This is a genomic window from Bacillus spongiae (genome assembly GCF_037120725.1).
Taxonomy (GTDB): Bacteria; Bacillota; Bacilli; order Bacillales; family Bacillaceae_K; genus Bacillus_CI; species Bacillus_CI spongiae.
Window position 1 is genome coordinate 60,098 of the sequence record NZ_JBBAXC010000004.1, and the last position, 12,991, is coordinate 73,088.

Annotated in this window: 15 protein-coding genes; 2 read left to right on the forward strand and 13 right to left on the reverse strand. The window is 35.4% G+C overall.

Features of this window, described 5'->3' with window-relative positions; translation table 11 throughout:
* Nucleotides 1–194 precede the first annotated feature (194 nt).
* The 4 genes from WAK64_RS06135 to WAK64_RS06150 form a co-directional block, all read right to left on the reverse strand.
* Nucleotides 195–1,142: an alpha/beta hydrolase gene (locus tag WAK64_RS06135; protein WP_336586071.1), complete on the reverse strand. Its 948-nt coding sequence runs from the start codon at nt 1,140–1,142 to the stop codon at nt 195–197.
* Nucleotides 1,143–1,224: 82 nt separating this feature from the next.
* Nucleotides 1,225–1,884 (reverse strand): YdbC family protein, encoded by a 660-nt coding sequence (locus WAK64_RS06140; RefSeq protein WP_336586072.1) that lies wholly within the window; start codon nt 1,882–1,884, stop codon nt 1,225–1,227.
* Nucleotides 1,885–1,923: 39 nt separating this feature from the next.
* Nucleotides 1,924–2,775 carry a GNAT family N-acetyltransferase gene (locus tag WAK64_RS06145; protein ID WP_336586073.1) on the reverse strand — a complete coding sequence of 284 codons (852 nt, stop codon included), beginning with the start codon at nt 2,773–2,775 and terminating at the stop codon, nt 1,924–1,926.
* 19 nt (nt 2,776–2,794) lie between these two features.
* Entirely contained in the window at nt 2,795–3,535 is a 741-nt protein-coding gene (locus WAK64_RS06150; protein WP_336586074.1) for a YdcF family protein, read from the reverse strand.
* 612 nt (nt 3,536–4,147) lie between these two features.
* Here WAK64_RS06150 and WAK64_RS06155 point away from each other — a divergent pair.
* Both WAK64_RS06155 and WAK64_RS06160 read left to right on the forward strand, forming a co-directional pair.
* Nucleotides 4,148–5,404: an MDR family MFS transporter gene (locus WAK64_RS06155; protein ID WP_336586274.1), complete on the forward strand. Its 1,257-nt coding sequence runs from the start codon at nt 4,148–4,150 to the stop codon at nt 5,402–5,404.
* 415 nt (nt 5,405–5,819) lie between these two features.
* On the forward strand, nt 5,820–6,299 hold the full coding sequence (locus tag WAK64_RS06160; protein ID WP_336586075.1) for a GNAT family N-acetyltransferase: 480 nt from the start codon (nt 5,820–5,822) through the stop codon (nt 6,297–6,299).
* A gap of 49 nt (nt 6,300–6,348) precedes the next feature.
* Here WAK64_RS06160 and WAK64_RS06165 read toward each other — a convergent pair whose 3' ends face one another.
* The 9 genes from WAK64_RS06165 to WAK64_RS06205 form a co-directional block, all read right to left on the reverse strand.
* Nucleotides 6,349–6,753 carry an HIT family protein gene (locus WAK64_RS06165; RefSeq protein ID WP_336586076.1) on the reverse strand — a complete coding sequence of 135 codons (405 nt, stop codon included), beginning with the start codon at nt 6,751–6,753 and terminating at the stop codon, nt 6,349–6,351.
* 163 nt (nt 6,754–6,916) lie between these two features.
* Nucleotides 6,917–7,402: a hypothetical protein gene (locus WAK64_RS06170; protein WP_336586077.1), complete on the reverse strand. Its 486-nt coding sequence runs from the start codon at nt 7,400–7,402 to the stop codon at nt 6,917–6,919.
* Between the two features lie 209 nt (nt 7,403–7,611).
* On the reverse strand, nt 7,612–8,262 hold the full coding sequence (locus WAK64_RS06175) for an RNA ligase family protein (RefSeq protein WP_336586078.1): 651 nt from the start codon (nt 8,260–8,262) through the stop codon (nt 7,612–7,614).
* Nucleotides 8,263–8,274: 12 nt separating this feature from the next.
* On the reverse strand, nt 8,275–9,234 hold the full coding sequence (locus WAK64_RS06180; RefSeq protein WP_336586079.1) for an AAA family ATPase: 960 nt from the start codon (nt 9,232–9,234) through the stop codon (nt 8,275–8,277).
* 169 nt (nt 9,235–9,403) lie between these two features.
* Complete coding sequence (locus WAK64_RS06185; RefSeq protein ID WP_336586080.1) at nt 9,404–9,805, reverse strand: group-specific protein; 402 nt, start codon at nt 9,803–9,805, stop codon at nt 9,404–9,406.
* Between the two features lie 43 nt (nt 9,806–9,848).
* The gene (locus WAK64_RS06190) at nt 9,849–9,974 is read right to left on the reverse strand and encodes a hypothetical protein (protein WP_336586081.1); all 126 of its coding nucleotides are present in this window, start codon (nt 9,972–9,974) and stop codon (nt 9,849–9,851) included.
* A gap of 224 nt (nt 9,975–10,198) precedes the next feature.
* A complete protein-coding gene (locus WAK64_RS06195) occupies nt 10,199–10,651 on the reverse strand; it encodes a hypothetical protein (RefSeq protein ID WP_336586082.1) in 453 nt (150 codons plus the stop codon).
* Between the two features lie 115 nt (nt 10,652–10,766).
* Nucleotides 10,767–11,471, reverse strand: coding sequence for an SAM-dependent methyltransferase (locus WAK64_RS06200; protein WP_336586083.1), 705 nt, complete (start codon nt 11,469–11,471; stop codon nt 10,767–10,769).
* A gap of 176 nt (nt 11,472–11,647) precedes the next feature.
* The gene (locus WAK64_RS06205; protein ID WP_336586084.1) at nt 11,648–12,544 is read right to left on the reverse strand and encodes a serine/threonine protein kinase; all 897 of its coding nucleotides are present in this window, start codon (nt 12,542–12,544) and stop codon (nt 11,648–11,650) included.
* Between the last annotated feature and the right edge of the window lie 447 nt (nt 12,545–12,991).

A 12,991-nucleotide genomic window follows, 5' to 3' on the forward strand; every position in this document is an offset into this window, starting at 1 on the left:
TATGAATCTTCCTTTGCAATAAAGTTGTTTTACTACTAAGCTATATTTTTCACGTTCCTTCCCCTTCACGGGCTACAAAAAAGATAAGACATACAAAACCCATTACATCCTGCTCTGTTATGGAAGAAAACTGGAAAAATGATATAATAAAAAGAAAGTTCCTGTTTGGAACTTTCCATCAAACTAGTAAGTGTTTAAAGTGGGGACGTTATAAATTCGACAGCTTCACGTAAAATTTGATCAAAGTCGTCTGGATAGTCGTGATCCAAATTTTTAACGAGTTTAAATGTATGGGGAATGTTGTGTTTCTTTAAGATTGCGACTAATTTTTCACTACTTTCTAAGCAATCTTCATCTTTATCGCCACAAATGACATACCCTTTTAAGCCATTTTCACTAAGTATGTGCAAGTTCTCTTCCCATTCATCCAAATCTGGTAGCCACGGTGCAACAAAGATAAATCCTTTCGCTTTTACTTCTTCCGTCATTAAAGAATGTAAAGCAACTTTAGCCCCTGCTGAAAAACCGCCAATAAGTGTGTTTTCCTGATTCATTTGATTCGTTTTCATAATGGTGTCAATATGGTTCTTTAGCTCACCTGTCCCCTGTTCAACATCCTCCCAATTATAGGCTTCTGAAAATTCAATTTGCGAAGATTGGGGTAATGCTAGCATATACTGTTTAGACACAATTGACTTCCAATATCCTTCTGCCATTTCACGATTTTCCTGATCACCGTGCAATGCAATAAATAAGGAATTGGTTTCCTTATCTTGAGGCATTATCAAGTTCAAGTCGGGCTTGACCGATTTTTTAGCTGCCTCTTCTCTTTCCTTACATAGTTGAACGAGCTTTTGAAACTCATCATATTTACGAAGGACGTCTAAATCCTCATCTTCTATCAAATATTCATAGCTATACCAAAATTGATGGTCAATGGTCGCTTCCTTAAAAAGGGCTAACGCTTCATCTTCTAGTCCTGAAGCAGCCGCTAGCGAGTATTGAAAGTTATACAACTGTGCCTTATTCCCCTCTACGTGATCGGCATGTTTTGAAATATAATGGTAAGCTTCTAGGCTCCCACCTTCACCATAAATGGCTAAAGTTTTATTTAATACTTTTGTATACGTTAGTGATTCCATTTGTGAACCCTCCAAATAATAAGTTTGATAGATTGAATTTTTTGATAATAATAGATTCAATAATAAGATACCCGTTTATTACCTATGAAGAGAAAGGCTTTTCTCTATTTGCAGGAATAATTGTCCACCTCGGGTTTATGTCAATTATATTTCCTGTTACTTGCTTTGTTGTCCTCTTAACATGTGATTGTTTTTTTAACAACGGCAGAGATTTTGCAACATAATCATCATGTGACTGGTGATCCTTCCAAATCGAAGCGACCAAATACGCTTCAGAATTCGATGAACTATGGCAAAAGACTCCCGCTAACATTCCAGATGCTTCTTCCATGCCTTTATTCCATACATCATGTTGTGCTTTTTCAAAATTCGTTTGCTCGCCAGATTCAACAAGACAATCGGCCACACGAATTACCTCTCCCGTATGGAACAATTTTGTTAAGTCCGTTGAAGTTAAATTAGAGAGCTTTTCGAATGTCGAAACAGAAATCGTTGAATACGTTACTTCCTGATTACTCCCTGCAAACAATTCATCATGCAAATGGTCCATAAAATATTGGTAGGAGGCACTATCTCTCCAAAAGGCTAGAATCCCTGCTTCTAAAGGGTTTTTTCTATCCCAACCACCGAATTGACCTAAAAAACCTTCCGCATATTTTACATTCTCCCATCCTTCTTGAGCCTTCGCGAATGCCGTTTTATTTTTCTCTAGTACAGTACATTTAATCCACTTGATTAGCATACTGAAAACCCCCTTTCACTTAAGTCAGCAACATCTCTTTTACCCAAAAACTTGGGCAGCTATTCCAAATAATGTATGATTACGCTTTGGCAACTTCGTTGTGTTTTTTACCATAACTGGCGGTTCACTCACTTTCTCAAAACCAACCCGCTCTAAGTACACCATTAGTTCTGGATGACCTTTTGGTACATCTATCCTTACGTTGCCATGATGATTTAACGCTAGCCTATCAATAAGCCTTGTTGCCCATTCTTTACTCGGTGCGACAATGGGTCCAATAATCAAATTAACCGGCCCTAAAATTGATAGGCTGTATCCGATTATTTTTCCATCTTCGCTTTTCACAACAACCGCTTCCTTTGCTTGCTTGATTCGATTCTTTAAGAATGTCGCTCGATTCTCCCCAAAAGCCCCTTTATCTATTTCTATCACCTGAGCCATATCCTCTGCTTTCATTGGGACTATTCTCTTTTCTAGCTTTTCATTCGAATGCCTACTCGAATCCTTATTACGAATATACTTATGAACAGACTCCACTACTTGAAAGCCCATCCCTTCATACATCGGTTTGCCTTCAGCGGTGGCAATTAGCATCACGGTCGTAGAGGTGGAAATACTTTGTAAACAGCTTTCAGTTACTTCTCTCCCAAGTCCTTTCCCTTGATAAGCAGGGTGAACAATAATCATCCCAATTGAGGCTAATCGATCACCATAGGGGATTACAGCCCCACATGATACAAGATGACCTTGTTCATTTCTGTGACCAATAACCTTGCCTGACGCCATAACTGTGCTTACTTCATGCTCATCATAATCCCATCCAACCGAGGCGGATAGCATGATAATTCCTCGAATATCATCATTCGTAAGTACATCCATTTTCATATCCATTTAAACTCCTCAAACCGTATTAAATGTCCCATATCAACGTTTTCACGATGGCCGCTATCTCTCTAGTGTGAACAACAGGTATTATCGGAAATGGAACAGACGCTCCTACTCCATATGGCGTTAAATCAAGCGAATCGGCAATCATTTTCGCACGAAACAAATGGAAATCACTTGTGATGATTAGTACTTTAGTGTCTGTACTCTCTTCCATTAAAGGAATCGAGTAGGCAATGTTTTCATATGTAGATGTTGCTTGATCCTCTATAATAATTCGTGCCTCATCTATTCCTTGTTTTAGTAAATAATCCTTCATTACGGCAGCCTCTGAAGTGGTTTCACCTTGACCGATCCCCCCAGTAACAATCACGTCCGTACTTATGTTGTTCTGGAGATACTCTACGGCCGTATTTAACCGATTTTCTAATAGCAGTGAAGGTTGTCCATTTTTTATACCTGCCCCTAAAACCAGCACATAGTCTACTTTTTGATTACTCTGATCGTTTGTATGATACAAAATTAATGACTCCATGATGAATAACATCGTAACGGACAAGATAATAAGCAGCTTTGTTCCATGACGAAACCATCTTTTTTGTAACCACATATGCTTCCAAAAAGGAAACGTCATAGCAAGGCTGAACAATACTAAGCCACCTACAATAAACAATAGTATGCCTAGATTAAAATTATTTTTCGTCAATAATAGCAATCCGTAAAGGAAAAATAGGCCGCCCGTTATATAGAAAATACGTTTTATCAATACAACCACTTCCACTTTTTTATTCCATCTCTATATATTACCATAAGAATTAAATCGTGAAGATGGAATGGTCCCCATCTTTTAAAAAGTTTGTTTTCAATTCCTTGCTTTTCATCATGTTATTGAGAATTACTTTTATCCAACTCTCTTAGTAATCAATTAACCTTAATATTATTAAATTCTGCCATCCTTCCAGAGTTCTCATATTCAAGATTACTTTTGATTAAACGGGTATCTCAACATTTGGAATATATCTTACTATCTTCTTATTTAATCTCCATTTACTAAAAGCGCTCCATTTTCGTTTAACACAAGGCATGTCCTTTTCACTCCTATAATCTCCTTAACTATCACTCTAAACCTCTGCTGAAAACACCATTTATTGTCAACTGTATCTATTACAAATTTTAACTAGAAAAATAGTTTAATTACTATTTTTCGGTAACGTGAAGAAATTGGGAAATAGAATCTCTTCCCTCTATCTCCACCTGAATCCTCCCTAGTCCCTATAAAAAAAGCTATTCTTACACCTTCATTTGTATTATGATGTGTATAGCTTAAATGTACAGACAGAAGGTGAATAGATTGAATACAATTAAATCACTCCGTGAAATGGATCGAAACGTTTGGATTCGTTTTGTCGGAGAAGGAATCAATGGTGTGGCATTTATGATGCTCATGCCGTTTTTCGCACTATATTTAAAGGATAAAGTTGATTCGTTAGTTCTAGTGGGAATTGTGATGGCGATTGCACCGATTGCTTCCGTTTTTGGAACGATGATTGGCGGGAAAATGGCCGATTTTTATGGAAGAAAGCCAATTATGGTTGGTTCCATGGTTGGAAACGGAATCGTTATGTTAGGATTTGTGTTTTTTGATACATTTTGGATGTTTGTCGTGTTATCTGCATTATTAGGTTTTTTTAACTCGCTTTTCCACCCCGCGGCAAGCGCTATGGTCGCGGACGTAACCGCTCCTGAAAAACGTACAGAAGCATTTGGCCTCTTACGTATGGGACATAACATTGGGGCAGCAACAGGCCCGCTATTAGGTGCTTCCATCATTTTCGTATCAAAAACAATCGTTTTTGTCATCGCAGCTGGTACAACACTTTTCTATGCCGCGATTGTTGCATTCTTTATCTATGAAACGTTGCCAAAGCAAGAAAAGAACGACTCTGCAAAACAAGAGGAAGAAAAGGAAAAGCTCCCATCACCATTTAAAGTTTTGCTTCAAGATCGACTACTGTTGCTATTCGTCTTAACAGGTGTCGTTATTTCGATGAGCTTCTCACAAACAGAAGGAATGCTGCCATTGCATTTTGACAATGAGCTAAAGCATATTCCGGAAACATTAAATCCATTCCCTTATTTAATGGCCTTTAACGGACTATTAGTCGTATTGTTTCAGTTCCCTATATCTACATGGGCAGGAAAGAAGAAAATAGGCTCTGTCATGTTATTAGGTGCCTTTTTATTCGGACTCGGTCAAATTGGCATAGCATGGTTTCCAACCTTTTTTTATTCGCAAAAAAGTGATTTTGCCATTATCTTAATTATCTTGCTCCTTGTTTATGCCGTATACACATTGGGTGAAATGATCATGAGCCCTGTTCAAATGACCTTTATTGCAAACATTGCCCCAGAACATTTACGTGGTACTTATATGGGGGCAGCAGGATTGCAATGGATTTTAGGTGGCGCGATCGGTCCGCTTATATCAGGATATCTGCTTGACCGTTCACTTGGAGTCGTTATGTTTACTATGCTTGGGGTCGGTTGTATGATTGCTGGTGTGATCTATCTACTCATTGATAAAATGACGAATACAACGTCCGCTCAAAAAGAGCAACGTCAAGCATCAATGTAAAACTCCTCAACTCATATGAACGATTCATAAACGAAACAAAAAGGTCTCAGAGTGAAAACTCTGAGATCTTTTAATGTGGAGATGTCTTCTAATCAACTCTAACTGGCTTTACATGGTGGAAATGTAGGATACATTCCATCCACCATGGCCCTCTCATCATCACTGCTTCCTATCGCGCCTCCCTTACCTCCTGTCTGGTTAAAGCATTCGAAAATCATGTCCACTTTGATTTTAAATTAAATCCGCAATGTTTTCTCCCTTTGGCTATGTGAGTGAAAGCTAGCAATTAGAAGATGCTTGAGTAATGGAAGATTACTATTGCTGAAAAAGAAAACATTTGAAATAATTGATAATGAAGCAAATTCGCCATTTCAACAATAAATGGGTGGAAGGTCAACTAGAAAAGGAGATTCAAATGAAACTACTATTATTAAAAGAACTACCTAAGCAAAAGATAATTGATTTCTTTCATTTGCATTGGGGAAGTCCGAAGATGGTTATTTCAAGTGGTATTTATGATTGTTCTACTTTAGATGGCTTTACAATGATAGATGAGGAAGAGAAGATAATCGGACTAATCACCTACATAATGAAAAATAACGAATGTGAAATTATTTCATTAGATAGCATTGAAGAAGACAAAGGCATCGGCACTTCTCTTGTTCAAGAAGTAGAGCGAGTTGCTTATCAAAACAAATGTAAGCGTATAAAACTTATCACGACAAACGACAATTTGTTAGCTTTAAAATTTTATCAAAAAAGAGGGTTTGAATTATCAAAAATCCATAAAAATGCGGTTCAGCATGCAAGAAGAATAAAACCCGAAATACCTTTAATCGGTCATGATGGTATTCCGTTAAGAGATGAGATTGAAATGAAAAAGGTATTAAGCTAAAGGAAGCACTAATGGAAGAGCTCCCTTTGAGAAAACGTGGCTATTTTGCTTACTTATCTTTCCTTTTATTCTCCGAACTTTTGAACATATGTCGAATTCCCTTGCCAGCCAGTGGTTCATCTTTATATCTAGGAATCACATGAAAATGAGAATGGAAAATATGCTGCCCCCCTACTTCACCACAATTCCATCCAAGATTATATCCCTCTGGTTGATATTTTTCATCTAGAAAACTTTTTACTTGTTTGAGAAGTGTATAGGTTGCATGCCACTCTTCAGCTGATAAATCAAAGGCTGTCTCCCTATGTTCTTTCGGTACAATGACACCTGCCCCTTCAAGCTGAGCACCTTTTAATTGAAATTGTTCTAATTGTAAGAACATGCAATATTCATTGCTTAAAATAACGTTTTGATTGGACATTAAACTTGGATGACAAAATACACAATCCTTCACATCATATCCTCCATATAGTAAATGTACCCCTTTTCAGCACGATTGGTTCACTATGAAAAAGGTTGTTCCGTTAATAGATTTCTTTCATCTTTAGGCGTAATCGTTAATTAAGTTGCTAGGTTCATAACAGAGTTTATTTATTATACTAATGGACATTCTAGCTTTATAACTTTTCCAGCATCATATTCTTGTTTTTTAAAGTAAGTTGAATGTTTGCACCAGATAAAAATAGCACTTCAAAGCTCAAAGTATGATCATCCACTACTATAAATTCTTCAGCTAACCAACTATCTACCGTTCGATTGAAAATAGGAGCAAAGGTATCTTGAGTTAAATGGTTAAAATGGAAAGTTGATATATTGAAAAAAGAAAGTTTCCAACGATCGCTATCACTCTTAAGAAAAAAGTCAATGGTTGTATCCAATAGACTAGTGTGATGAATCGCCAATTTTTCTAACTCATAATCATGAAAGCCCCACCCTTTAAACCGAGTGTACACCTCATGTGGTAACCTACCTATTAAGCTACTAAATGTTTTTGCGTATATAGCACTATTATTATTCCACTGTCGCTCTGCAGCTTCAATTTCTTCTTCACTTAAACTTCCATTATTCATACTTGTCATTAAATCGTAATCAAAATATTTCATGATAAAGAGTCTCTCCAATATGTATTATTGACCTTCATTTATCAAATTTTCAGTTGGTAACATTTTTTTACCGCGAGATATTAGGGCCACAATAACTCAGCTTGTCTAAATGAAAGTCATGCTACGTGGAACGTTTGAGGCCTCGGTATACGATGGTTCTTATTTCATTTATCGCCCCTATACTAACTAAATCCTACCTCTATGCATTTTCATTTTTTCTTTAATTCCTCTTCATTTAATTTATTTATAATTAATTCTTGTTTCATCCAGTGTTCGCTTGTTTTGACATGATTTTCACGTACAAATTTTGCAACCGAATTTTTAAACTCACTATATGGAAAGGAGTCAGCCAGCCTTACTACGTACCCCTCTTGCTCTCCGCCTAAAGAAGAACTTCCGCTATATAAGTTTTTAATCAATCTTTCATCATAAATACCTTTATATAAAACAGGGGCTATGTTAAGGTTCAACTCTGTTGCCCATTTCTCCGTATCAGGCCAGGATAAACATACATTATCCTCACTCCATATAGAAAACATATAAAAATAGCTTTCTAATTTTTCATAATAAATAGAGTGCTTCGCATAGACGTTCTCCCCGCATACCCTCCAATTTTCAGGTATCTGATATCCAATAGTGGATTGCAGCATTTTAACCCAATGCCTAGACGGATGGTCCTGGCTATCCTTGGACCTTGCATGAGTACAGTCACAATAAATAGATGTATTCTCTCCATCTAATTTTTCTGTCACAACTACTTCTTTACCCGTAAAGCAGCTCATATCTTTTAAGACTTTATCATCATCTGTTGCACCCTCTGACCATAGTAAATGGAACGTTCTAGGATACTTAACCTTCATTTTTACTACACCTCACTTTGCATATCTATCTGCCTCGTTAAAAAAATACAACTTCCATAAGTTTTCATCACCTAAAAGGTGATAAATTTCGCTAGCACCCGATTCGCCACCATAGGCAATTTTCATATGCATCTCAATTAACCCTATCGTTTTCAAAACAAAGTCTTTTTCAAACCCTAGTTCATTCAGAAAATGACAAGCTATTTGAGCTGAGACTTTCTCGTGCCCATAATAAGAATAATAACCCTTATGTTGTTTATATACCTTACAAAATGGCTTTCCTATATCGTGAAATAATGCTGCAAGTTGAAGAGCTAATTTATCATCTTCTCCATACTCTTCATTTACATATTCAAGCACACTATAGGTATGTTCACATAATGGCATCGAATGATACGGATTTTCTTGATTAAAACGATAGATATCATTAAAAATAGAAATGCTTTTCAATCGATTAAAAAGTTTATCATAGGTTGAACCCTCTTTTATCAATGAAATAAATTCTTCTTTTGAAATCCCATAATCACTAGATTCATGAACAAAATGCATATTATCCCATCCCTCATTAATATAAGGGAAATCCAATTTTAATCTCATTCTTTTCATTATTCTTTCAGGGACAGTTCTTTTCCTATTATTATTTCTTTCAATTGTTTTTTCGTAAGGCACATCCAAGTAGTAGCATTCTTTTTCTATTCCATCAAACTTATTGATAAATTTTTCTCGCTTCTCTCTTTCTATATTGGTAGCATCAATAATGGCACTTCGACCTTCAGATAAGATTTCCTCTACTTTTGTATATACCATTCTAAAAATATATCCAGGATTCTTTTGCTTCGTCCTATCAAAGTACTTTTCTTGTCTTACTGAATCTGAAGAGACGACTTCTGCCTTTTCTTTTTTGGCTATTTTTTCAACGAACGTACTCTTTCCGCTACCAGGAAGACCAATTAAATAGATTAATTTGACCATTTCGGTTTTCCTCCTTCCCTACTTTCTAAAATTCTCCTTTTTGCAACATCCAACGTACTATAGATAAGTGTTTACACTCTCTTTTTGATACAACAGACTATCCTTACCCCTATCATGTCTTTCGCGTTTACCTTAGCCTATACTAGTTATATTGCAGGTTACCATAATGTTAGTTTACACTTAAATTTGACTTCGAACATACGACCTCTATTAACTCGTCAATTGTCCCAGTACATTTTTCAACTTGGGGTAAATGATAAAATGTACTTGTAGTTTCTACATTGTTTACTTCATCGTTTGGGGAAAAGAGATATATTTTCTTATCTTGTCCAAGTGCAATTCCAAATTCAATATGACTACCCTTTCCTGCTGGAAGCAATACAATCACAATTTCAGCTTCCATGACAGCATTTTTCTCCTTCTCCCCGATGAATGTTAATTCTTCTAATGTTGAAACTCTTTCATTTATCGTCCAATCATATGTATGGATAAACCCTCTATCTTTTAATTTTTTACAAACATATCTAACTTGCTCTTTATTCTGAAAGCTCGATGCTACATAGAACTTCATATTTCACTCTCCTATTTCCATCAAGTATTAGGTTGAAAAAGGATTATTTATCCTTTATTTCCTTTAGCAACTCTATTATTTGTTCGTTTTGGCTATATATTTTTTTTAGCGTTTTTTCAATGATCATTGATGAAAAAAATACAATAAAAAGAATAGCTAACTCAACCATGCAAACCCTCCTCTACGAAAATTAACATATTATTTATAAAATACAATTTTATCCAATTAATCCAAAAAATTTAGTCATTAGAAAAGCATTACAGAAATGGTTAAAAACGAAAGGACAAAAAATGCTTCCCTTTCTATGTCGTTTTTTTATTTTATCTGTTTTAAATTTTATCTTGATTTCAAATGGAATAATTAGAATTCCAATATTGCGGAGTTTCTAATTAGTCAATCCCAATAGTTAAATATTATCTGCCCTACCGTTTCAGGTCTCCAATAAGAAATTTGTTCCAGTTCAACGCTATTTAATTCCGTTTGCTTTAAAAGATCTTGAGTTAAAGGAGCATTTAATTCACCTGTACCTATCACTCGATATAAAGATGAAAATTTCTCATAGAGAACAGGTTTGTTGATAAATTTTATGTTTCCAAATTCAACTATTGAGGCGAATGCAAGATAAGGAAAATGTTCATTAAGTAGAATATAAAACTGATTATCTTCAATCTCAACGTGAGCATAATAAAAATTTGTTGGGTATTGAGGCGTAATAAAATCTACTACTTTTCCATTGTTACGAGAAATAACATCGAAGCATAATTGCTTGAATTGTTTCCCGTCTACTTGTGGGAGGGTATTGACTTCTGAATTATAAAAACCAGTTACTCCATTTGAAAGTTTCAACCTGTGTTCACCATCCGTTATACACTGAATTTAGATAAAAGAAAACGATCATTAGTATTCGTCATTGCTAATACGAATGATGGATTTCGAGGTGCTCAAATATCAGTATTTTCATTTAACTGAGCCTTATTTTTAGCATCGAATGAGCATTTTGCTGAAATTCATATGAGACTTTAACCTCTTCGACTGTACAACCGTTATTCGTCAAATAATGGATTATTTTATCTAAATGCTCATATCGTTTTCCTTCTAAATCAACTAACGGAAAAATACGAACTTCTTTTTTTGTCACCCTCAATAATTCATCTAGCGTTGTTATGTGAAATTGATAATCTAATCGGTCAGCATATGTAAATAGAAAATGAGCAGAAAGAACAATATCAAATTCCCCATCCCCAAACGGCAAAGAAGGCAGCGTCACCGGAACGTATTGTTCACTTGACTGCTTCATATCATTCGTACAATCTTTTAAAGCACTCAATCGGTGATTCTTAAGATTTTCTACATTTTTAAAATAATTCCATCTATAATTACTTTTTACTTTTTCCATATGTTCCATAGCGTGTTCAATATCCTGAAGGCCTTTGTTATGAAGTTCTTCACCCGAATGATAATACGCAATATCACAGCCTGTTATATCTATACCTAATTGATTCCCTGTAGCAGTAAAAGAACAAGCTCCTGATGGACAATCCAATACTTTTTTTCCACTCAATTCTTCAACCGAAAGAGAAAACATATCCAAATACTCTTTAAACGTTCTCCCAATAAAAATAATTCGATCTAAATCTAGCTTTTTACGTTGCTCAGCTATACTCATCTAACTCACCACTTATTATAAGAATTATATGAATAATATCACAGCCTATTAGAAATAAAAAGATTACTTCCTTCTATTAATCAAATACAATCTTAGTCAAATAAATGATTTGATTAAGAGCTCTCCTCCATCCTTTAAAAAGTTTAAAGATGTTTATGTTTTCGAAAATAAATTTTTTAAGCTAAGGCACCATCCCACGCTAATTTAAACTCTTTAATACTATCGTATCTCATATCCCTATCTTCACTAACTGCACGTAAAGCTATTTCGTAAAGGGTTGTTCCGGCATCCCATTTTGAGAATGAATGGTCCGTTTCTCCACCTAATACACTAAATGCAATAGCGCCCATTGTGAATACATTCGTTTTTGCATCTATAGGTGCACCTAAGGTAAATTCTTCTGGTGCTTTTGAGCGTTTTGCCCCCCAAAAATTCTTCCCTATATCATTTACCGATGGAGCTTTCCGGTAGAAGTCGATATCACATATTTTTGTACAATCGTTCGAAAAATCATATAAGATACTTCCATCATAAAAATCTACAGCTACATACCCTTTTGATTCGACGAAAGCATGAAACGAAAAGATCGTATCTAAAGACTTCAACCGCTTCTCAATAGGCAAATGTCTATACCGAAAGAATGGTGATTTAGGATGATTGTATTTTGCTGGAGGTGGAAATGACCAATGTGAATGTAAGCACTCCCCTTCGAACCATTCAAATACAGCTACATACCCACTCTTCACAGAAAAGTGATCAACCAACTCGATTAAATGTGGATGTTTTAATGTACTATATAATGGAATGGCTTTCTTTAACCGGGTTACGGCATCTTGTGGATTCCCCGAAAAGTCTAATGGCCTTGAACCTGCAAATTTAACAAATCTTTTTTTGCCATCCCTCTCAAGTCCAAAGCAAATATTACCTGAATCTTGTTCATCAAATACACTAAATACATGACCGAGGGAATGTAACCATTCAAAGTCATGTTTTTCTTGAAGCTGAAACGTAACATCGTTTAAAGAAATTCTTACTGGATTATTTTTTTCTGTTTTATTACCTATCTGATTCATTTAATCTCCTTAATTTTATCCCTGTTTAGATTTTCCTCATAAAGCAATTGCCTATTCAAACCTACCATTTTTTACTAACTTAATCTAGAGTATGATTGTAAGAGAAGCCTGCCCTCATTTCATTAGGTCGAATGAACAACCTTTTTCAACAACTATTCTTTCAAAAATAATAGTAAAAGCTTCTAGTATTGGCTCTTTTGTTATTAACCTTAGTTGCGAATTAAAGATAGAACATGAAATCACAATGATACTAAGTACCCACATTCATACAGGCCTATATTACTCTTTTTTAACTAATTGAGAATCTTTTACGATAAACAATTGACAGACCTTAAAGGTTTATTTTATGATTAATTTAATTAATCAAATATCATCTCCTAAAGGGGAGTAGCTTTTACAGCAAAGTCGTCAATACGGAGTATTACACTCTCGGCTTTGTTGGCGACG

Coding starts and splice junctions, on each gene's coding strand:
- WAK64_RS06135 (WP_336586071.1), bottom strand. CDS start 1,142: ATGGAATCACTAACGTATACAAAAGTATTAAATAAAACTTTAGCCATT.
- WAK64_RS06140 (WP_336586072.1), bottom strand. CDS start 1,884: ATGCTAATCAAGTGGATTAAATGTACTGTACTAGAGAAAAATAAAACG.
- WAK64_RS06145 (WP_336586073.1), bottom strand. CDS start 2,775: ATGGATATGAAAATGGATGTACTTACGAATGATGATATTCGAGGAATT.
- WAK64_RS06155 (WP_336586274.1), top strand. CDS start 4,148: ATGGATCGAAACGTTTGGATTCGTTTTGTCGGAGAAGGAATCAATGGT.
- WAK64_RS06160 (WP_336586075.1), top strand. CDS start 5,820: ATGAAACTACTATTATTAAAAGAACTACCTAAGCAAAAGATAATTGAT.
- WAK64_RS06170 (WP_336586077.1), bottom strand. CDS start 7,402: ATGAAATATTTTGATTACGATTTAATGACAAGTATGAATAATGGAAGT.
- WAK64_RS06175 (WP_336586078.1), bottom strand. CDS start 8,262: ATGAAGGTTAAGTATCCTAGAACGTTCCATTTACTATGGTCAGAGGGT.
- WAK64_RS06180 (WP_336586079.1), bottom strand. CDS start 9,234: ATGGTCAAATTAATCTATTTAATTGGTCTTCCTGGTAGCGGAAAGAGT.
- WAK64_RS06185 (WP_336586080.1), bottom strand. CDS start 9,805: ATGAAGTTCTATGTAGCATCGAGCTTTCAGAATAAAGAGCAAGTTAGA.
- WAK64_RS06190 (WP_336586081.1), bottom strand. CDS start 9,974: ATGGTTGAGTTAGCTATTCTTTTTATTGTATTTTTTTCATCAATGATC.
- WAK64_RS06200 (WP_336586083.1), bottom strand. CDS start 11,471: ATGAGTATAGCTGAGCAACGTAAAAAGCTAGATTTAGATCGAATTATT.
- WAK64_RS06205 (WP_336586084.1), bottom strand. CDS start 12,544: ATGAATCAGATAGGTAATAAAACAGAAAAAAATAATCCAGTAAGAATT.